The organism is Beijerinckia sp. L45, from assembly GCF_009765775.1.
Lineage (GTDB): Bacteria > Pseudomonadota > Alphaproteobacteria > Rhizobiales > Beijerinckiaceae > RH-AL1.
Genome location: NZ_LMUU01000239.1, coordinates 19,224 through 38,336, shown reverse-complemented (window position 1 = coordinate 38,336; position 19,113 = coordinate 19,224). Strand labels below are relative to the sequence as shown.

At 64.5% G+C, this 19,113-nt stretch carries 21 protein-coding genes; 14 read left to right on the top strand and 7 right to left on the bottom strand.

Translation table 11 applies throughout. The features are described 5' to 3' along the window. The first annotated feature begins 88 nt into the window (after positions 1-88). From GSQ79_RS24740 to GSQ79_RS24715, 6 genes are all read left to right on the top strand, one after another. On the top strand, positions 89-2,794 hold the full coding sequence (locus tag GSQ79_RS24740) for a sensor histidine kinase KdpD (protein ID WP_158811420.1): 2,706 nt from the start codon (positions 89-91) through the stop codon (positions 2,792-2,794). Continuing rightward, the gene (locus GSQ79_RS24735) at positions 2,791-3,480 is read left to right on the top strand and encodes a response regulator transcription factor (RefSeq protein ID WP_158811419.1); all 690 of its coding nucleotides are present in this window, start codon (positions 2,791-2,793) and stop codon (positions 3,478-3,480) included. Before GSQ79_RS24740 ends, GSQ79_RS24735 begins: the two co-directional genes overlap by 4 nt. Before the next feature lie 16 nt (positions 3,481-3,496). Further along, complete coding sequence (locus tag GSQ79_RS24730) at positions 3,497-3,949, top strand: PTS sugar transporter subunit IIA (RefSeq protein WP_158811418.1); 453 nt, start codon at positions 3,497-3,499, stop codon at positions 3,947-3,949. A 67-nt stretch (positions 3,950-4,016) separates the two neighbouring features. Then, positions 4,017-4,289: a type II toxin-antitoxin system ParD family antitoxin gene (locus GSQ79_RS24725; RefSeq protein WP_158811417.1), complete on the top strand. Its 273-nt coding sequence runs from the start codon at positions 4,017-4,019 to the stop codon at positions 4,287-4,289. Then, positions 4,264-4,920: a type II toxin-antitoxin system RelE/ParE family toxin gene (locus GSQ79_RS30455; RefSeq protein ID WP_158811464.1), complete on the top strand. Its 657-nt coding sequence runs from the start codon at positions 4,264-4,266 to the stop codon at positions 4,918-4,920. The genes GSQ79_RS24725 and GSQ79_RS30455 overlap by 26 nt, the downstream gene beginning before the upstream one ends. Then, positions 4,808-6,985: a beta-glucosidase gene (locus GSQ79_RS24715; protein WP_210253210.1), complete on the top strand. Its 2,178-nt coding sequence runs from the start codon at positions 4,808-4,810 to the stop codon at positions 6,983-6,985. Before GSQ79_RS30455 ends, GSQ79_RS24715 begins: the two co-directional genes overlap by 113 nt. Positions 6,986-6,997: 12 nt before the next feature. On the opposite strand, the gene GSQ79_RS24710 is transcribed toward GSQ79_RS24715, so the two are convergent. Further along, positions 6,998-8,119, bottom strand: coding sequence for a nucleotidyltransferase domain-containing protein (locus GSQ79_RS24710; RefSeq protein WP_246725564.1), 1,122 nt, complete (start codon positions 8,117-8,119; stop codon positions 6,998-7,000). An 87-nt stretch (positions 8,120-8,206) separates the two neighbouring features. Between GSQ79_RS24710 and GSQ79_RS24705 the strand changes: the two genes are divergently transcribed. The 6 genes from GSQ79_RS24705 to GSQ79_RS24680 all read left to right on the top strand — a co-directional run bounded on the left by GSQ79_RS24705 (position 8,207) and on the right by GSQ79_RS24680 (position 13,301). After that, the gene (locus GSQ79_RS24705; RefSeq protein WP_174243269.1) at positions 8,207-8,419 is read left to right on the top strand and encodes an alkylphosphonate utilization protein; all 213 of its coding nucleotides are present in this window, start codon (positions 8,207-8,209) and stop codon (positions 8,417-8,419) included. Next, complete coding sequence (locus tag GSQ79_RS24700) at positions 8,416-9,360, top strand: hypothetical protein (RefSeq protein ID WP_158811414.1); 945 nt, start codon at positions 8,416-8,418, stop codon at positions 9,358-9,360. The genes GSQ79_RS24705 and GSQ79_RS24700 overlap by 4 nt, the downstream gene beginning before the upstream one ends. A gap of 115 nt (positions 9,361-9,475) precedes the next feature. Then, positions 9,476-10,468 carry a quinolinate synthase NadA gene (gene nadA / locus GSQ79_RS24695; protein WP_158811413.1) on the top strand — a complete coding sequence of 331 codons (993 nt, stop codon included), beginning with the start codon at positions 9,476-9,478 and terminating at the stop codon, positions 10,466-10,468. Next, positions 10,465-11,991, top strand: a complete 1,527-nt coding sequence (locus GSQ79_RS24690) for an L-aspartate oxidase (protein ID WP_158811412.1) — start codon at positions 10,465-10,467, stop codon at positions 11,989-11,991. The genes nadA and GSQ79_RS24690 overlap by 4 nt, the downstream gene beginning before the upstream one ends. 31 nt (positions 11,992-12,022) lie before the next feature. Continuing rightward, positions 12,023-12,850: a carboxylating nicotinate-nucleotide diphosphorylase gene (nadC, locus tag GSQ79_RS24685; RefSeq protein ID WP_158811462.1), complete on the top strand. Its 828-nt coding sequence runs from the start codon at positions 12,023-12,025 to the stop codon at positions 12,848-12,850. Between the two features lie 220 nt (positions 12,851-13,070). After that, positions 13,071-13,301 (top strand): hypothetical protein, encoded by a 231-nt coding sequence (locus GSQ79_RS24680; protein ID WP_158811411.1) that lies wholly within the window; start codon positions 13,071-13,073, stop codon positions 13,299-13,301. A gap of 83 nt (positions 13,302-13,384) precedes the next feature. Here GSQ79_RS24680 and crcB read toward each other — a convergent pair whose 3' ends face one another. Next, positions 13,385-13,783 (bottom strand): fluoride efflux transporter CrcB, encoded by a 399-nt coding sequence (gene crcB / locus GSQ79_RS24675; protein ID WP_158811410.1) that lies wholly within the window; start codon positions 13,781-13,783, stop codon positions 13,385-13,387. A 125-nt stretch (positions 13,784-13,908) separates the two neighbouring features. Here crcB and GSQ79_RS24670 point away from each other — a divergent pair, with 125 nt between their 5' ends. Next, positions 13,909-14,430 (top strand): phosphate-starvation-inducible PsiE family protein, encoded by a 522-nt coding sequence (locus tag GSQ79_RS24670; protein WP_158811409.1) that lies wholly within the window; start codon positions 13,909-13,911, stop codon positions 14,428-14,430. On the opposite strand, the gene GSQ79_RS24665 is transcribed toward GSQ79_RS24670, so the two are convergent. The 5 genes from GSQ79_RS24665 to GSQ79_RS24645 form a co-directional block, all read right to left on the bottom strand. Beyond that, the gene (locus GSQ79_RS24665) at positions 14,405-14,995 is read right to left on the bottom strand and encodes an LUD domain-containing protein (protein ID WP_158811408.1); all 591 of its coding nucleotides are present in this window, start codon (positions 14,993-14,995) and stop codon (positions 14,405-14,407) included. The two genes, GSQ79_RS24670 and GSQ79_RS24665, sit on opposite strands and share 26 nt — an antisense overlap. Further along, complete coding sequence (locus tag GSQ79_RS24660) at positions 14,992-16,530, bottom strand: lactate utilization protein B (RefSeq protein ID WP_158811407.1); 1,539 nt, start codon at positions 16,528-16,530, stop codon at positions 14,992-14,994. Before GSQ79_RS24660 ends, GSQ79_RS24665 begins: the two co-directional genes overlap by 4 nt. Next, the gene (locus GSQ79_RS24655) at positions 16,514-17,017 is read right to left on the bottom strand and encodes a hypothetical protein (protein ID WP_158811406.1); all 504 of its coding nucleotides are present in this window, start codon (positions 17,015-17,017) and stop codon (positions 16,514-16,516) included. The genes GSQ79_RS24660 and GSQ79_RS24655 overlap by 17 nt, the downstream gene beginning before the upstream one ends. 19 nt (positions 17,018-17,036) lie before the next feature. Then, positions 17,037-17,273, bottom strand: coding sequence for a hypothetical protein (locus tag GSQ79_RS24650; protein WP_158811405.1), 237 nt, complete (start codon positions 17,271-17,273; stop codon positions 17,037-17,039). 105 nt (positions 17,274-17,378) lie between these two features. Next, positions 17,379-18,122, bottom strand: coding sequence for a (Fe-S)-binding protein (locus GSQ79_RS24645; protein WP_158811404.1), 744 nt, complete (start codon positions 18,120-18,122; stop codon positions 17,379-17,381). A 279-nt stretch (positions 18,123-18,401) separates the two neighbouring features. Between GSQ79_RS24645 and GSQ79_RS24640 the strand changes: the two genes are divergently transcribed. Then, on the top strand, positions 18,402-19,113 hold a 712-nt coding region (locus tag GSQ79_RS24640; RefSeq protein ID WP_158811403.1), incomplete at its 3' end, for an NAD(P)/FAD-dependent oxidoreductase.

Sequence of the window (19,113 nt, the reverse complement as noted above, 5' to 3'; positions counted from 1 at the left end):
CGATGAACACCACGACCCCCACTCCCATCCTCTCCCCGCAAGGGGGAGAGGGGCAGGCCGCGGACAGCTTGGATGACAGAAGTATAAAATGACCGACGACCACCGGCCGTCGCCCGACGCCCTCCTCCACACCGCGCAGCGCGAGGAAAAGCGCTCGGCACGCCTGAAGATCTTCCTCGGCGCGGCACCGGGCGTCGGCAAGACCTACGCGATGCTGCAGGCGGCACAGGCCAAACGCCGCGACGGGATCGACGTCGTCGTCGGCATCGTCGAAACCCACGGGCGTGCCGAGACCCAAGCGCTCCTCGACGGCCTCGAAACCGTCCCGCGCCAGAACATCACCTATAAGGGCCGCGACATTGACGAGATGGACATCGACGCCATTCTCGCGCGACGCCCGGCGCTCGTCCTCGTCGACGAGCTCGCCCATACCAACGCGCCGGGCAGCCGGCATCCCAAGCGCTACCTCGACGTCGAGGAACTGATCGCCGCCGGCATCGACGTCTATTCCACCCTCAACATTCAGCACGTCGAGAGCCTCAACACCGTCATCGCCCAGATTACCCGCATCCGCGTCCGCGAGACGGTGCCGGATTCCGTCCTCGACGCGGCCGACGACATCGAGGCGATCGATATCGCGCCGGACGACCTGATCCAGCGCCTGCGTGAGGGCAAGGTCTATGTCCCGCGCCAGGCCGAACGGGCCCTCAAGCATTTCTTTTCGCCCGGCAATCTCACGGCTTTACGCGAGCTGACGCTACGCCGCACCGCGCAACGCGTCGACGAGCAGCTGCTGACCCACATGCAGTCGCATGCCATCAGCGGCCCTTGGGCGGCGGGCGAGCGCATCCTCGTCTGCGTCAGCGAGGACCCGCGCTCGGCGGCTCTCGTGCGCTATGCCAAGCGCGTCGCCGACCGGCTGCATGCGAGCTGGACGGCGCTCTACATCGAAACCGGCCGCAGCCTGCAGTTTTCCGAAAAGCAGCGCGACCGCATCGCCGATGTGCTGCGTCTCGCCGAGCGGCTCGGTGCCGATCCGATCACCATTCCTGGCGGCCGCTACGTCGCCGACGACATCGTCGGCTATGCCCGCGCCAACAATCTGACGCAGATCGTCGTCGGCAAGACGCGTCGGTCACGCTGGTTCGAGCTGCTGAACGGATCCGTGGTGCATGACCTCGTGCGCCGCGCCGGCAACATCAGCGTCCATGTCATTGCCGGCGACGACAAGGATGTCGCGGAAACCGGCACCAAGCCGATGCGTCCGGAACCGGCGCGGGCGCCGCTGGCGCTGTCGCCTTACGTCGTCTCGCTCGGCATGGTCGCGGTCGCGCTCGGCGCCGCGAAGCTTATCCAGCCGGTGTTCGGCGTGCAGAACGTCGACCTTGTGTTTCTCACCGCGATCGTCGGCGTCGCCGTGACCTTCGGGCTTCTGCCCTCGCTGCTGGCCGTCGTTGCCGCGTCGCTGGCCTACAATTTCTTTTTCCTGCCGCCGCTCTACACTTTTACGATCGCCGATCCGACCAACGTCGCGGCTCTGTTCTTCTTTACGCTGGTCGCCGTTCTGGTTTCGAACCTTGCGGCACGGGCGCGCAATCAGGCCAAGGTCGCGCAGACCCGGGCGCGGATCACCGAGGCGCTCTACGGTTTCAGCCGCAAGCTCGGCAGCTGCCTCACGACCGATGACGTGCTGTGGGCGACGGCCTATCAGATCGCGTCGATGCTCAAGGTGCGGGTCGTCATGTTGCTGCCGGAAGACGGAACCCTGGTGCTGAAGGCCGGCTATCCCCCCGAGGACACGCTGGACAATGCCGACCTCGGCGCGGCGCAATGGGCTTGGGGCAACAACCGGCCGGCAGGACGCGGCTCCGACACATTGCCGGGCGGCAAGTGGCTGTTCGCACCGATGCGCACGGGTCGCGGCCCGGTCGGCGTCGTCGGCCTCGATCGCGACAAGCCGGGCCCGCTATTGACGCCGGAGCAGCGGCGGCTGCTGGAGTCGCTGCTCGATCAGGCCGCTCTGGCGATCGAGCGCGTGCATCTGGCCGAGGACGTCGACCGCGCCAAGCTCGCGGTGGAGACGGACCGCCTGCGCAGCGCGCTGCTGACCTCGATCTCGCACGATCTGAAGACGCCGCTGGCCTCGATCCTCGGCGCCGCCTCGACGCTGCGCGACTTCAGCGGCGCGATCGACGAGGACGGCAAGGTCGGCTTGATCGCGACCGTGATCACCGAATCCGAACGGCTCAACCGCTTCATCGCCAACCTGCTCGACATGACCAAGCTCGAGTCGGGCGCGATCACGCCGAACCTCGCCTTGCACGATCTTTCCGAACTCATCGGGGCTGCGCTGCACCGCGCCGCGGTTATCCTCCGAGATCACAGGGTCGACGTCGCGCTTGCCGCCGACCTCCCGATGCTGATGCTCGATGCCGTCCTGTTCGATCAGGTTCTGTTCAACCTCCTGGACAATGCCGGGAAATATGCGGCGGATCATTCGACCATCAGCATCCAGACCTGGCAGGACGGCAGCTGGGCGTTGCTGCAGATCCTCGACGAGGGTGAGGGTATTCCGCCGGGAGACCTCGAGAACGTGTTCGAAAAATTCTACCGCGCCCGCAAGGGCGATCATGTGCTGGCCGGCACCGGTCTCGGCCTCGCCATCTCGCGCGGCTTCGTGGAGTCCATGGGTGGCACGATCACGGCAGGCAACCGCTCCGACCACGCGGGCGCCGTGTTCACGTTGCGGCTGCCCGTCCCCATCGGTCAGAAGACTCTGGATACCGCGGCGTGAACGCACTCACCATTCGTATCCTCGTCGTCGACGACGAGCCGCCGATCCGGCGGTTGCTGCGCACCGGACTCGGCACCCAGGGCTACGAGGTGATCGACGCCGCCAACGGCGCCGACGCGCTGATCGCGGTCAGAAGCAATCCCGACCTCGTCATCCTCGATCTCGGCCTGCCGGACATGCAGGGGCTCGACGTGTTGCGGGCCATGCGCGAGGGCGGCAGCACCGTGCCGGTCCTGGTGCTCTCCAGCCGCGACGACGAGGGCGGCAAGGTCAAAGCCTTCGACCTCGGCGCCGACGACTACGTGACCAAGCCCTTCGGCATGAACGAGCTTTTGGCTCGCGTCCGAACGGCTCTGCGGCATCGGCTGCAGGTGCAGGGCGAGAAGCCGGTGTTCCAGGTCGACGGCCTGAGCGTCGACCTGGTGCGGCGCATCGTCAGGGTGAAGGACGTCGACGTCAAACTGTCGCCCAAGGAATACGAACTCCTGCGCCTGCTGGTCCAGCATGCCGGCAAGGTGTTGACCCACGCCTTCCTCTTGAAAGGCGTGTGGGGACCGGCTACCGATCCGCAATATCTTCGCGTCTACATCCGGCAGTTGCGGCAGAAGATCGAGATGACGCCGGACCGTCCTTTCTACATCCTCACCGAGACCGGCGTGGGCTACCGCCTGCGGGCACCGGACTGATCAGACAGAAAGCGCCATGGATCTCTCGACCCTGTTGCAGCCGACGCAGTGCCTTGTCGATCAGCGCTTTTCCAGCAAGACGCAATGTCTGAACGAGCTCGCCAAGCGCGCTGCGGTTGCCCTCGCGATCGAGCCCGGCCCGATCTCCGAGGCCCTGCATCATCGCGAATCCCTGGGGTCGACGGGGCTCGGCAACGGCATCGCCCTGCCGCACGCGCGGCTGACCACGATCAGTCAGCCGTTCTGCCTTCTGGCGCGGCTCAGCTCACCGCTCGCCTTCGATGCGGTGGACGAAAAGCCGGTGGACCTCGTGTGCCTGGTGCTCTTGCCGGCCGCGCCGTCCTGCGAGCAGCTCAACGTTTTGGCCGGCATCGCCCGGCGTTTGCGCGACGGGCCGACGCTGACCGCGATGCGAAAATCTAAGGAGCCGAAGACATTGTTCGCGGCCGCTGCGGGGATGCGGGCTTAGCCGGCCCCCCAGACCTGTTGAGAAGCGACGAGAACACCGGTATCCTTGGGTGCAAACGAGGATCCCCATGGCCACGGTGACGATTTCCCTCGCGGAGTCCCTGAAGCAGTTCGTCGAGAGCCAGCGCGCCGCCAAGGGTCATGGCGACATAAGCGACTATATTCGAAGCCTTTTACGCGCCGCCCAGGCCAAGCAACGCGACGATCGTCTTGAAGGGCTGCTCCTTGAGAGCTTGGCTTCAGGCGATGCTGCGCCTATCGACGAGGCATTTTGGAGCGACCTGAGATCGGAAGCCGACGGCTTGATGAACATGCATAAGGCTAAGAAGACACTGGGGTGATCCTTACGATCAGACCTGCCGCGCGCCGGGACATCCTCGAGATATATCAACGCTATCTCGACCTGATCTGCCTGACATAGCGGAACGCTGGATCACCGCGGTAAGCCATACTGTCGAGGCGATCGCCCATAGGCCGGAGGCTGGTAGTCCACGGCGTTTTAACAATCCTTTGCTGACGGGGCTGCGCGTTTGGCCTGTGAAGGAATTTAAAGCGCTCCGCGTCTATTATCGTGTCGAGCCTGACATGCTGGTCGTCCTTCGGTTTTTGCATGACAGGCGCGATATCGGTGCCATCCTAGAGACTGAGGATGAAGGCGAGCGCGACGCGCGGCAGCGCACTCAGCCGTGGACCGCCTGCAACGTCTCGCCTCACTCGCAAATGATCGCCGCCGCCTTGTCGCCCTCCGGCATTTCTGCCAGGGGTCCGAAGCTTGCCTTGCTTGAAGCGGGACAACAGGGCCTGCGCTGGAGAATTTCAAAATATGCGGTCGCAATCAAAGATGTTGGTTTGTGTCGGATTGCTTTTCGCATCGCCTCTCCAGGCCGAAATCTCGCAGACGCCCTGGTCCGATCGTGCGCTGCCACCAGACCAGCGGGCCCGGCTGCTCCTCGCGGCGATGACGCTCGATGAAAAACTTGCCCTTGTTCACACGCGGTTCGGCACGCCCTTTCGCGGACACCCCAAACCTGATGGTGCGATGAATTCGGCGGGTTTTAACCCTGGAATTCCGCGTCTCGCCATTCCGCCGCTCCAGGAGACGGACGCCGGTCTCGGCGTCACCAACCCGACCAGCGCCGCGGTCAACGCGACGGCGCTGCCCTCGGGGCTGGCGATCGGCGCCACCTTCGATCCCGATCTGGCGCGGCGCGGCGGCGCAATGATCGGCTCCGAAGCGCGGGCCTTCGGCTTCAACATCATGCTTGCCGGCGGCGCCGACCTGACGCGCGATCCACGCAACGGCCGCAATTTCGAATATATCGGCGAGGATCCGCTGCTGACCGGCGTCATGGCCGGGGCCATGATCGACGGCATCCAGAGCCAGGGCGTGATGTCCACGCTCAAACATTTCGCCGTCAACGATCAGGAGACCGGCCGGGTCATGCTCGACTCGGTGATCGGCGAGCAGGCGGCGCGCGAGTCCGACCTCCTCGCCTTCGAGATCGCTCTGGAGCAAGGCAAACCCCGCGCGGTAATGACCGGCTACAACAAGATCAACGGCCAGTTCGCTTCGGAAAACCCGTTCCTCATCAAGGACGTGCTGAAGGGCGACTGGCGCTATGACGGCTGGGTCATGTCGGACTGGGGCGCCACCCATTCCACCGAAAACGCCGCGCTGGCTGGGCTGGACCAGGAATCCGGCGAGGATCTCGACGGCAGCATCATGTTCGATGCGCCGTTGAAAAATGCCATCCAGGCCGGACGCGTCCCCGCGGCGCGGCTCGACGACATGGTGTTTCGCATCGCGCGCGCCGCGTTCGCGAGCGGCAGCATCGATCATCCCGCCCACTCGGGCGGCGCGATCGACGAGGCCAGGAACGCAAGCGTATCCGAAGCGGTGGCGCGACGCGGCATCGTACTTTTGAAGAACGACAAGGGCCGCCTACCGCTGCCGCGCACGCTGCGGCGCATCCTCGTCATCGGCGAGCATGCGGATTTCGGCGTGTTGTCGGGCGGCGGCTCATCGCAGGTCGTCCCGATCGGGGCGTTGCGGTTGCCGGGCGACCCGCCGGGAAAGTACTACGGCCAACCAAAGCTCTATGACCCGTCGTCGCCGCTCCACGCGATCCTACGCGAAGCGCCAGGCGCCAAGGTCGATTTTCTCGACGGGCACGATTCTGTGGCGGCGGCGCAAGCTGCGCACGACGCCGACGTGGTGGTTCTTTTCGCCGAGCAATGGATGAACGAGGCGCGCGACGCGCCGAGCCTCGCGCTTCCCCTGAACCAGGATCGTTTGATTGCGGCCGTTGCCGCGGCCAACCCGAACACCGTCGTCGTGCTGCAGACCGGCGGCCCCGTCACGATGCCGTGGCTATCGAACGTGCCGGCCGTGATGGAAGCCTGGTACTCCGGCGCACGCGGCGGCGACGCCATCGCGGCCGTGTTGTTCGGCGCAGTCAATCCGTCGGGACGGCTGCCCATCACCTTCCCGCAGACCGAAACGGAACTGCCACGTCCCGCCGTGCGCGATCCGGAGTCGACGACCGCCAACCCCGGCGAGCCGTTGAAGGGCGAGATGTTCTCGGTCGACTACAACGTCGAAGGGCCCGACGTCGGCTACAAATGGTTTTTCCGCACCGGACACCCCGCCCTGTTTCCGTTCGGCTACGGCCTGTCCTACACGCGGTTTTCCACCGGCGCGGTGACGGTGACGAGCAGACACGGCATCGCCACGGCCACCTTCGACGTCACCAATACCGGCGCCCGCGATGGCATCGACACGCCGCAGGTCTATATCGACAGCCCCGCGGGTTTGTTTACCCGGCGCCTTGCGGGCTGGCAGTCCGTCGCGCTGCGACCGGGCGAGAAGAAGCGCGTATCCGTCGCCGTCGATCCCCGGTTGCTCGCACGCTTCGACGTCAAGGATCATTGCTGGCACGTTTCCAAAGGCCGCTACACCGTCTCGGTGCGCCCGGACGCGGTCGACACTGGCCCGAGCACGACCTTCCAAGTCTCTGAGCGAGATCTGCGGCCTTGACGTGAGTGCGTCCTACCAGTTCGGCAAGAGATCGTGTGACTGCCCAGCCTCGTCGTCTGGGAGGAGATCCGTGGCTAGGCGGCGCAGCGCAAGCGGCATGGCGCCGAGCGCCGGATCATCGAAAGCAAGGTGCGGAAGGCGGGTTGCGATTAAGCCGGCAAGAAGTTTTGCTTGAGCCGCATCGCGACCGCGCTTCAAGGCATCACGGTCACTGCGCTTTGCCAGCCACGCCTTGTGCAAGGCGAACGCGCGTGGGTCCGGCGCCACAAGCTCGAACGGATAGCCCCGCTCGTCGATCAGTATTGCCGACACCTTGGGGCTATTGACGAGCCATGCGAGCCCTTCGATTTCAACGGCTTTCAGTTCATCCTCTGCGGTGCCGATTTGGCTCCGACCTTCCGTGACCAACGGATTTTTCCCTGCTGGCCGGATGAGGTCCACAAGATAGCCGTCGCGATTTGCGGCACTAAATCCCCCTCTTCCGATCGGCTCAAAAGACTTGTCGACCGTCTTGAGCAGGCCGATGATCCCCTTCGCGGCAACGTCGCGCGCCAGTAGCTTGAGGCTCTTGCGACTATCAAGAAGGCGATCGACATCGCCCGTTGCGAGCAGGCCGCTCGCGATCTGCACGCCGGCAAGACGTTCGTAGACGAACAAAGCGTTCGTGCCGACAACGTCGACGGAATTGCCGATCAGCTTCGCTCCGCCCAGCGTCCGGAGAATTCGTGCGACGATTAAAGGAACGCGGCCAAGCGATAAGGCCCTGTTAACCGGCGCCATCTCGTCGAGCCGTTGGGTGAGACTACGGACGCGCTCCTTGACCCTAGTCCGGCCTTCGTGAAACTGTTCATGGATCGCTTCGGTCGCCGCCGTTCGCGGTCCAAGCGACTTCCATATGTCGGCCGTTTTTCGATATAGGTACGTCTTTCCACCGACAGTTTTCCAGGACATGGCACCGGTATAGCGCTGGCCAAGCTCGGCGCGAGCGGACATAAAGGTCGCAAAGACTTGTTCCAGATCGATGATCTGGCGGGCCTGTTCTCCCCTTAAGTCTCGATATTCGCTCATTTTATCCCTAAGCGGGTCGCTTCTTATCTGAAAAGGGATAATACCCGACGCGAACGTCTTGAGCAAAGGGTTCGTCTCGTATGCTCTTCGCCTTCGATCAAAAACGATCTACACGGAGCGATCCTTCATCCCAGAAAGACCGCTATGACCGCGATGACAGTCAAGGACAGCAACGGCACGCCGTTAAGCGATGGCGATAGCGTGCAGGTCATCAAGGATCTCAAGGTCAAGGGCACCTCCGTCACGCTCAAGCGCGGCACGCTGATCAAGAACATTCGCCTGACGGAGGATGAAGACGAAATCGAGTGCAACGCGGACAAGGTCAAAGGCCTAGTCCTCAAGACGTGCTTTCTGAAAAAGGCGTGAGTTCTGCGCCGACCATAGCGGCGCAGGCCGAGACGCTGGCGGTCAACCTCATCGCCGTGCTCGTCGCGGTGACGGACGACCAGCCCCGCATCCTTACGATCGGCGGCAGTGCGCTGCCCTCCGGGCCGTTCGAGCTGGCGCACCGCTCCCTGCAATCCGGCCTGCGCGACTGGGTGGAACAGCAGACCCACCATCCTATCGGCTATGTCGAGCAGCTCTACACGTTCGCCGACCGGGATCGCGGCGGCGACGGCGACGGCTTGCGCATGGTGTCGATCAGCTACCTCGGGCTCACCCGCGAGCGTCCCGCCTCAAGGACACCGGCGCCGACCGGCGACCCGGAGTGGCGCGACTGGTATGCCTTCTTCCCATGGGAAGACCGGCGTCAGGTCGATGAGGTTCGCGCTACGGCGCTTGCCGTTGCGCTCCAGGCGTGGGTAGGCCATGCGCCGGACGCTCGCACCGGAAAGGTTCGCGCCCAACGTTGTGCCATCGCCTTCGGTCTCGACGGGCACGGCTGGAACGAAGACCTCGTGCTGCAGCGCTACGAGCTTCTGTTCGAGGCCGCGCTGATCCCCGAGGCGCACACCCTCGACACCGAGAGCGAAGCGCGGATGGGACTGCGCATGACCGGTGACCATCGCCGCATCCTCGCCACCGGCATGGCGCGCCTGCGTGCCAAGATCAAATACCGTCCGGTGGTGTTCGAGCTTTTGCCCGAGACTTTTACGCTGCTGCAGTTGCAGCGCAGCGTCGAGGCGCTGGCGGGGCGGCTCGTGCACAAGCAGAATTTCCGACGTCTCATCGAGCAGCAGGATCTCGTCGAGGAGATCGGCGCGCTGGCGACAGACACCGGCGGCCGGCCGGCCAAGCTGGTGCGGTTCCGCCGCGATATTCTCGACGAGCGGGCGATGGTTGGGACCAAACTACCGCGACCGTGACGCAGCGACCTGCCGTTGGGTGGGTCAGCTTTCTCTCCTCATTTTAGGGGTCTTGACGAATGCACCTGGCAGGGTCATCTTCAGCGGTATGAAATGCTCGTTTGGAGTATAAGTCGTGCCGCTAGCCTCAGCGTCGAGCGTACTCGAACGCACCGCCCCCCTTTACAACCGCGTCAGCCGGTTCATTCCGGCCTTCGAGTGGCCGGCCTATGCCGATGACATCGATGCGATCCTTCGCCTGAAGAAGGAGCGCAACGCCGTCATCCTGGCGCACAACTACCAGACGCCAGAGATCTTTCACTGCGTCTCCGACCTCGTCGGCGACAGTCTTGCGCTCGCCCGCATGGCCCAGGATAGCGACGCCGACGTGATCGTGCTCGCCGGCGTGCACTTCATGGCCGAGACCGCCAAGCTGCTCAACCCCACCCGCATGGTGCTGATCTCCGACACCAACGCCGGCTGCTCGCTGGCGGAGTCGATCACTGCCGCGGACGTCCGCGCGTTGCGCCTGAAGCACCCGGGCGTGCCTGTCGTGACCTACGTCAACACGTCCGCCGCGGTGAAGGCGGAGAGCGACATGTGCTGCACATCCGGCAATGCCCTAGCCGTCGTCGAGTCGCTCGGCGTGCCGAAGGTCATCATGATCCCGGACGAATATCTGGCGCAGAACATCGCCAAGCAGACCGATGTCGAGATCATCACCTGGGCCGGACACTGTGAAGTGCACGAGCGTTTTACCCCCAACGATGTTCGCGATATGCGCGACGCCTATCCCGGCGTCGTCGTGCTGGCGCATCCGGAATGCCCGCCCAATGTGGTGGCAGAGTCCGATTTCGCGGGATCGACGGCTGCGATGATCAAGTACGTCGCCGACAACCGTCCGCAGAAAGTCGTGCTGCTGACGGAATGTTCGATGAGCGACAATGTGGCGGTGCAGTATCCCGAACTCGACTTCGTCCGCCCCTGCAATCTCTGCCCGCACATGAAGCGGATCACCCTCGGCAACCTCCGGCACTCGCTGGAGACGCTGACGCATGAAGTCCTGATCGACCCGTCCGTCGCCGAGCCCGCGCGACGTGCGGTGGAACGGATGCTGGCCGTCCGATGAGCGCTGCGTCTTTTGCGGGTCGGCCCGTCGTCATCGGCGGCGGCCTCGCCGGCCTGATGACAGCGCTGCATCTGGCGCCACGGCACGTGACCGTGCTCTCGCCGGTGGCGCTCGGCACCGAGGCGTCGAGCGTCTGGGCGCAGGGCGGTGTCGCCGCAAGCGTCGGGCCGGATGATGATGCCGGCCAGCATCTTGTCGATACGCTCGCGGCCGGTGACGGACTCTGCGACGCCGCCGCAGCGCAGCGCATCCTGGCCGGTGCTGCCGATGCCATCGATACGCTGGTCAAGATCGGCACACGCTTCGACCGCGACGCCGCAGGTGTGTTGCGGCTCGGGCTCGAGGCTGCCCACGGGCGCCGGCGCATCGTCCACGCCTCCGGCGATTCGACAGGGCGCGAAATCATGCGTGCCGTGGTTGCGGCAGTCCGCGCCTGCCCCAGCATTACGGTGCTGGAAGGCGTCGACGCGCGGCGGCTGCTGACCGCCGATGGCGCCGTGACCGGCGTGCTTGCCGCGCGCAACAACGAAGCGATCACGATCGCCACGCGCCAGGTCGTGATGGCGACGGGCGGCATCGGCGGCCTGTTTTTGCGCAGCACCAATCCGGCCGGCTGTTTCGGCCAGGGGCTCGCGATGGCGGCGCGGGCCGGCGCTGCCTTGGCCGATCTTGAATTCGTGCAGTTTCATCCGACCGCGCTCGACACGCCTGGCACGCCGGTGGCGCTCGTCAGCGAAGCCGTACGCGGCGAAGGTGCGATTCTCGTCGACGAAACCGGCCGTCGCTTCATGGCCGATGTGCCCGGCGCCGAACTGGCGCCGCGCGACGTCGTCGCCCGCGCGCTCTGGTCCGAGCTGGCCGATGGGCATCAAACCTTCATCGACGCCCGTGGCCGCGTGCCCGGCGGGTTCGCCGCGCATTTTCCCACCGTGACGGCGCTCTGTCACGCGCACGGCATCGATCCCGACCGCGAGCCGATCCCGGTTCGCCCGGCGGCGCATTATCATATGGGCGGGATTGCGGTCGACGCGGAAGGACGCAGCACGATTGCCGGCCTCTGGGCTTGCGGTGAGGTGTCCCGCACCGGCCTCCACGGCGCCAATCGCCTCGCCAGCAACTCGCTGCTCGAGGCCGTGGTTTGTGCCCGAACGGTGTCCCGCAGCATCGAAGGCGCGGAAACGGCGCCGGTCGTCGCGCCCCGCGCCGTTGCCTTGCCGGTTCGTCAAGACCCTGCCGGTGTCCGTCGCATCGTGTCGAATGCCGCGGGGGTTCTGCGCGATCGGCAGGCGCTGCGAACGGGAATCGAAGCCCTGCTGCCGCTGGCGATCGGCAACGGCGCCGAGGCCGATCCGGCTCTCGTCGGCCTGTTGATCGCCGTGACGGCCCTGCAGCGGCGGGAAAGCCGCGGCGCCCATTTTCGTACCGATTGGCCGCACCACGCGACCGTCGCGCTGACGCGAACCCTGACCCTGAGCGACGCCCTCCGCGACGCCGAAATGCTGGTATCCGCCGTTGCAGCCTGATCGCCTCCCGGTTCCTCCGCTGCCCGACGTGATGCTCGAGCCGCTCGTCCGCAACGCGCTGCTCGAAGATCTCGGCCGGGCCGGCGATCTCACCACCGACTCGATCGTGCCGATGACACAGCATGCGAGGATGACGATCCGGGCGCGACAGCCCGGCGTGATCGCCGGTCTCGCGCTCGCCCGGATCGCCTTTGCCCTGGTCGAGCCCAGAATCCTTATGCGCGTGGAAAAACCGGACGGCAGCCTAGTCGTGCCGGGCGATGTCGTCGCGGTGGTCGAGGGCCCGGCGCGCGGCCTGCTCACCGGCGAGCGCACCGGCCTAAATTTCATGTGCCATCTCAGCGGGATCGCATCGGCGACCAACCGGGTCGTGCGCGCCATCGAAGGGCACAAGGCGCAGATCGTCTGCACCCGCAAAACCATGCCGGGCCTGCGCGCGGTCGAGAAATATGCGGTGCGGATCGGCGGCGGCGGCAATCATCGATTCGGGCTCGATGACGCCGTGCTGATCAAGGACAATCACGTGGCGGTCGCTGGCGGCATCCGCCCCGCGGTGGAACGCGCCAAAGCGGGCGTCGGGCACCTCGTCAAGATCGAGCTCGAAGTCGACACGCTGGCGCAACTCGAAGAAGCACTCGGCCTCGGCGTCGATGCGGTTCTCCTCGACAACATGGACCCGGAGACGCTGACGCGCGCAGTCAGGATGGTCGCCGGCCGCGCCATCACCGAAGCCTCCGGCCGCATCACGCCGGAGACTGCGCCAGCCGTCGCGGCAAGCGGCGTCGACCTGATCTCGATCGGCTGGCTGACGCATAGCGCGCCGGTTCTCGACCTCGGCCTGGATTTCGAGCCCGGCTAGGCCCGACGCCATTTTTCCCAGGTATCGGCGCATGACACTCACGCGGCGACTCTACGACACACGAAAGATTGCGCACGACAGGCATGAGCGCACCGCTTTGCTGCGATGCAAACCGACATGCCTGGATGGGTAAACTTTAGCCGCCTAAAGGCGCATATAGGCTGTCAAGCAGGCAGGTTGCTCGATAACCGGCCTCACATGCCTCTTTAAGGAGCTCATTATGAAGACCTCGATCCTCATCGCCGCTGCCGCTCTCTCCCTCGGCGCGATCTCCCCCGTTCTCGCGCAGTCCTCGTATGTCGAGCGCTCCGCTCCGGCCTACGAAGCGCGGGTCAACGACGGCGTCGTGACCGGCCGCTCGGCTTATGTCGATAACGCCAGCCAGGCTGATCGTCAGAGCGCCACCGGGTTCAAGAACACCATCGGCAACCACGGCTTCTACGGCCAGTAATCGGCGCGCTGCCCTGGCAGCCGGGCAACGATGAAAAAAGGGCGGTCGCGAGATCGCCCTTTTTGCTGTCTCGGGCAGCCGGTCTATGGCGTCTTGAGCGGCGCCAGACCATGGCCGAGCATCGAGCCGACCCAGACGGCGAGCAGGCACAGGACGACCGAGGCGACCACGTTAAGCCCGGCGCGAAAGACATCGCCGAGATCGAAGAGCACCAGGGTTTGCAGGCTGAACGACGAGAAGGTCGTGTAGCCGCCGCAGAGGCCGACCATCACGAAGGTTCTGACATCACCGGGAACGCTATAGCGCCCACCGGGTGCCGTCAGCGCGGCGAAGAACCCGATGACGAGACAGCCGCTGACATTCACCAGCACGGTGCCGATGGGAAACGGATCGGGGCTCGCGCGATCGATCGCACCGGCGACCGCGAAGCGCGCGATCGAACCGATCGCGCCGCCGAGCCCGATCCAGACATAGCTGAGCATCCCGCACCTCTCGTTGTTCTACGCCACCGTCTAAGCTGCGGACCTCCGTCGAGGCAAGCGCCGTGCTAAGCGGTTGCACTGTGCGCGTGATCGGGTGAAATGCAGCTCAACTTCAGGGATGCCCGATGGACGACGTGACGAATACAGCCCCGCAGCATGGCAGCGACGAAACCAAGCGGCGCTCCTGGGTCACCGCGATGTTCGAGCGGACCGAGCACGCGATCTCGGTGAGCATCGGCGTGATTCTGGTTTTCGCCACCCTTCTCGTGCTGACCGGCACGGTGGCCCACATGTGGACCGCGATCCGCGAGTGGCCGGAGACTGAGAACGTCTTCCAGATCGTCGACAAGCTGCTGTTCGTCCTGATGCTCGTCGAGATTCTCCATACGGTACGCGCGTCGATCACCTCGATGCACTTGGCGGTCGAACCCTTCCTCATCGTCGGGCTCATCGCCACGGTGCGACGGATCCTCGTTGTCACGCTACAGACCTCGGGCGCGAACTCGACGACGGGGCACCCGGCCCCGTCCTTCGACCATGCGATGATCGAACTCGGCGTCCTCGCCGGCCTGACCCTCGTCCTCATCACCTCGATCTACATGTCGCGGCGGAGCCAGGCGATCACGCGCGAGGAAGTGAAAGGATAGAGAGTGACCGCACGCCCTGGGCACCGAGGATCAGCACACCTTCGATGTCTGCGGTCGCCGACGGCCCCGTGTGGAACACGCAGTAGCGTGCCGCGTGGATTTCGGGCCGGTGATAGGCATGATGGATGTTGACCACGAGGTCGGCGGGATCGAGCAGGACGATGAGGTGCTGCGCGAGATAGCCGAGCGTGTTGACGCCGAGTTCGCGCTCGGTGAGGCAGATCGAACCTGTCTCCGCCACGCCGAACGCCGCGCGCACGATGGCGATGTCGACGTTTTCGAGCTTCGACGGCATCAGCTCGGGATCGAGCACGGTGTTGCCGGCAACTTCCGGCACCATCGAGATCACCACGCCGGCCTTCGCCACCCGCGCCCGGATCTCCGCCAGCGGGTCGCCGTCCGCCGGCAGGTCGAGCATCTTGCCACCCATCATGGTGAAGGCGGCGGTGAAGCGGCCGAGAAGGTCGTCGGCGCGCCCTTCGTCGAACATCGGCACGTCGGGCAGCGGCAGGGGCGCCGGACGATCGCGGCGGATCGCCCCCAGAATGTCGTCGCGGCTGCTCATGATTTCACCGCGCCATTCTTGGCCGTCGCGGCCTTCGCCGCGCGGTTCTTCGCCCACCACACGTGGAAATTCTGCCCCGGAGTCGCCGGGTTCTCGCGGCCCTTGCCCCAGGCGTTCATCCGGCTGTAGAGCGCAAAGCGCGGCAGGCTGAAGAGCGCCTTGTCGGCGGTCGCGATCGCCGCGCGATAAAGCTTGGGATTGCCGAGCACGACACCCGCCGCCTGCATCACCGTCTTCTTGGCGAACGGCACCTCGTGGGTATCCGCCATCACCTTGCGCCAGGCATAGATCTGCTCGTGCAGATTGATCTTGGTCGGGCAGACGTTGGTGCAGCTTCCGTTCAGTGTGGAGGCAAACGGCAGGTTGGAGAACTTGTGCTTGTTGAAGGTCGGGTCGATCACTAGACCGATCGGGCCGGAATAGGTGAAGCCGTAGCTCAGGCCGCCGCTGCGGCGATACACCGGGCAAGTGTTCATGCAGGCGCCGCAGCGGATGCATTTCAGCGAGGTCCAGAACTCCGGCAGCGCCAGCCGCGCCGAGCGCCCGTTGTCGACCAGCACGATATGCATCTCGGCGCCACGGCGCGGCGCGCGGAAATGCGAGGTGTATTGCGTGATCGGCGAACCCAGCGCGCTACGCGACAGGAGACGGATGAAAACGCCGAGATGCTCGACGCGGGGCAGCAGCTTTTCGATGCCGACCGACACGATGTGCAGCTTCGGGGTGTTGGCGGAGAGATCCGCGTTGCCCTCGTTGGTGCAGGTCACCACCGTCCCGGTTTCGGCGATGATGAAGTTGCCGCCGGTCATGCCGGCATCGGCTTCGAGGATGAGCGGCCGCGTCGTCATCCGCTGGCTCTCGGCGAGATAATGCGGATCGTCGTTGCCCGGCTCGGTGCCGAGCGTGCGGGCGAAGACGTCCGAAATATCGCTGCGCAGCTTGTGTACCGAGGGCACGACAACATGGCTCGGCGCCTCGTTGTCGAGCTGCTGGATGCGCTCGCCGAGATCGGTCTCCGTGATGGTGATGCCTTGATCGGTGAGGAAGTGGCGCATGCCGCATTCCTCGGTAAGCATCGACTTGCTCTTGATCAGCGTCTTGGCGTTGTGGTCGCGCAGGATGCCGAGCACGATGCGATTGTGCTCGTCGCCGTCCTTGGCCCAATGCACCGTCGCGCCGTTGGCGATGGCGGCTGCCTCGAACTGCTCGAGATAGGTGTCGAGATGGGTGAGCGTATGTTCCTTGATCGCGGAGGCGAGGCTGCGCAGCTCTTCCCATTCGGGCAGGCCGTGCATCTGCTTGTCGCGTTTTTGGCGCAGGTCCCACAGACGCTCGTCGTGGAATTTGAGATGCTCGGGTGCGGCCAGAAAGCGCTTGGCCGCTTCGGCATGGTCGATGGGCTTGTTGCCGCGGTCGATCGCGCCCTTCGGCTGCGCCTCGCGCTGCTTGGCGTGGATCGGTCGGGAAGTCGCCTCGGCATTCTCAAGACGTTTGCCGTTTTGATCGAATGAAGAGTCGTTATCGGTCATAGACATCTAACGTCTCCTCGAATGTTGAAACCATGCCATCAAGGCTATCCTGAGCGAAGACCCACGTGTCTTTTGCCGACTTGGGGGTGAGACGAAACTCGGATGATCGGCCATCCGGCGGAAGGTGTTTCTCGATGCGATCCAGTCGAAGCAGTGCGTTGTCGAGATAATACTGGAAGGTCCATTCGCGCGTGCTGAAATCCGTCTGATAAAGGACGGCGTTATGCGCGATCAAGGACTGAAGAAACTTTTTGACGTCCGCAAGCTGGTCGCCCGAGATCCCCGTCAGATCACTGAGGAAAACGGCCCTCCATAGGGAGAAGGCGACCGCCGTCAGGTCCTGCGCCAGTTCCCGGTAAACGAAATGCCGGCTCAGGACGATTTCCTTGGCCTCTACGATCTTGTAGAGCCTCAGGGTCGTTCGCTGATTTTGCGACCGGCATTCGACCAGCCAGTCGAAGTGACCGAAACTGACATCGTCGACTTTTTTCATCGCGGACCGGCCGTCGCCATCACGAGTGCTGGGCCGCTTCGCGGAACCCATCTTCAGTCAGGCGCCAACCGCCCTGCGGGGCCGCCTCGACCCAACCGATCCGGCTCGCTTCTTCGATGCCTTCCTGAAGATCGCTCATGCGCCACTGACGCCGTGCTCCAACGGCGACGAAGTTGGTCGCTAAAAGAACTTCTCCGGCCTTGCTGTCGAAATAGGAGAAGATATCGAGGACCTTATGCACATTGTCTTCGGCCATGACGGGATTCTCCTTCCTCTTTCAAACTCGCTTCCCGGCGGTCGCGGCGACGGATAGGCCTAGCCTATGGGGTTCGCACTCAGGAATCGAATCGGCCGCAGAGGCCTATGCCGCCGCCCCGTTTAGCACCTGGGCGATATGGATGAATTTCATCGGCAACCCGTCGCGCTCGGCGACGCCCTTCTGGTGCATCAGGCAGGACGTGTCGGCGGAGACGATGTAGGCGGCGCCGGCCTTGGTGTGATCGGCAACCTTGTCCTGGCCCATCTTGACCGACACGGCCTCCTCGAAAACCGAGAAGGTACCGCCGAAGCCGCAGCATTCGTCGGGCCGCGCCGGTTTCACGAACTCGATGCCCTCGACCTTGCTGAGCAGATCGAGCGGTTTGGAGAAAAACGGCACGTTCAGCTCGGACGGCGAGGCATGGCCGAGCCCGCGCAGCGAGCCGCATCCGTTGTGCAACCCGACCTTGTGCGGAAACGACGCCCAGGGAAACGCCTCGACCTTCAAGATGTCGTGCAGGAATTCCACCAGCTCGAAAGTTTTCGACCGGACGTCCGTGACCGCATCGGTCTGCTCGATCGCGGAAAATTTGTTGCGCACGTGATGCACACAGCTGCCGGAGGGACAGACGATATAGTCGAACCCGGCAAAGTTTTCGACGAACAGGCGCTCGGTCGCCGCCGCTTCGTTGTGGCAGCCGCTGTTCGCCATCGGCTGGCCGCAGCAGGTCTGGTCGAACGGATAGTCCACGTCCAGGTCGAAGCGTTCGAGCAGCTCCAGCGTGGCGATTCCGACTTCCGGGAAGAAGGCATCGATATAGCAAGGGACGAAAAGACCGATCCGCATGTCTGTTCCAATTGATCTCAAGCATTGGCCACGCCGCGGCAATCGTGCTCCGCAAGGCTGTCCCGGCGCTTTTAGGCCCTGCTGGGCAGAGCGCAAATCGGAAATCGACGGTCCGTCGGGAAAGTTCGGGGCCACCACCGCCCGTGAGCACGCCGCGAGATGCCTGGGCTGCAGCCGAAGCCAATCGACGTTGCGACAAATCTACGCTAGGCCAAGCCCGCAACAAGCAAAAGCGTCCGATCAACGGACGCCATTCGACCGCCATCGGGATGATTGCGCATGACAACGGATATTGAAACGCCTCTTTTTCCGCGGGTCGCCGGGCAGAAGCCCAGGGTCGTCATCGTCGGCTGCGGCTTCGGCGGCCTCGAGGCCGCACATCATCTCGTGAAGTATGACGTCGACCTGGTGCTGATCGATCGCACCAACCATCACCTCTTTCAGCCGCTGCTCTACCAGGTCTCGACCGCCGCGCTCTCGCCGGCCGATATCGCCTCGCCGGTCCGCGCGCTGCTCGGCAAATATCCGAACGTGTCGGTCATCCTCGGCGAGGTCACCGGCGTCGACAAGGTCGCACGCGAGGTGTTCGTCCGCGACACCGGGTCGATCCCGTACGACTACCTCCTCCTGGCGACGGGCTCGGTCTATGCCTGGTTCGGCCATGACGAGTGGTCGAAGCACGCGGCGACGCTCAAAACACTGCCCGACGCGCTGCAGATCCGCCGCCGCATCCTGGAATCCTTCGACTGGGCGGAAAGCCGCCGCGATCCGGCCGAGGTGAAGGCGCTGACGAGCTTCGTCATCATCGGCGGCGGCCCGACCGGCGTCGAGCTGGCGGGCTCGCTTGGCGAACTGGCCAAATCGACGCTGAAGAGCGAGTATCGGCATATCGACCCGTCGCAGGCGCGGATCGTGCTGGTCGATGCCGCGCCGCGCATTTTGCTCGAGTTTCCGGAAAAGCTGTCGGCTTACGCCGCTCGGGCGCTCGAAG

Coding starts and splice junctions, on each gene's coding strand:
- GSQ79_RS24665 (WP_158811408.1), bottom strand. CDS start 14,995: ATGAGCAGCCGCGACGACATTCTGGGGGCGATCCGCCGCGATCGTCCG.
- GSQ79_RS24725 (WP_158811417.1), top strand. CDS start 4,017: ATGGCCACGGTGACGATTTCCCTCGCGGAGTCCCTGAAGCAGTTCGTC.
- GSQ79_RS24655 (WP_158811406.1), bottom strand. CDS start 17,017: ATGAAAAAAGTCGACGATGTCAGTTTCGGTCACTTCGACTGGCTGGTC.
- GSQ79_RS24650 (WP_158811405.1), bottom strand. CDS start 17,273: ATGGCCGAAGACAATGTGCATAAGGTCCTCGATATCTTCTCCTATTTC.
- nadC (WP_158811462.1), top strand. CDS start 12,023: ATGCTCGAGCCGCTCGTCCGCAACGCGCTGCTCGAAGATCTCGGCCGG.
- crcB (WP_158811410.1), bottom strand. CDS start 13,783: ATGCTCAGCTATGTCTGGATCGGGCTCGGCGGCGCGATCGGTTCGATC.
- GSQ79_RS24730 (WP_158811418.1), top strand. CDS start 3,497: ATGGATCTCTCGACCCTGTTGCAGCCGACGCAGTGCCTTGTCGATCAG.
- GSQ79_RS24740 (WP_158811420.1), top strand. CDS start 89: ATGACCGACGACCACCGGCCGTCGCCCGACGCCCTCCTCCACACCGCG.
- GSQ79_RS24645 (WP_158811404.1), bottom strand. CDS start 18,122: ATGCGGATCGGTCTTTTCGTCCCTTGCTATATCGATGCCTTCTTCCCG.
- GSQ79_RS24670 (WP_158811409.1), top strand. CDS start 13,909: ATGGACGACGTGACGAATACAGCCCCGCAGCATGGCAGCGACGAAACC.
- GSQ79_RS24690 (WP_158811412.1), top strand. CDS start 10,465: ATGAGCGCTGCGTCTTTTGCGGGTCGGCCCGTCGTCATCGGCGGCGGC.
- GSQ79_RS24705 (WP_174243269.1), top strand. CDS start 8,207: ATGACAGTCAAGGACAGCAACGGCACGCCGTTAAGCGATGGCGATAGC.
- GSQ79_RS24680 (WP_158811411.1), top strand. CDS start 13,071: ATGAAGACCTCGATCCTCATCGCCGCTGCCGCTCTCTCCCTCGGCGCG.
- GSQ79_RS24660 (WP_158811407.1), bottom strand. CDS start 16,530: ATGTCTATGACCGATAACGACTCTTCATTCGATCAAAACGGCAAACGT.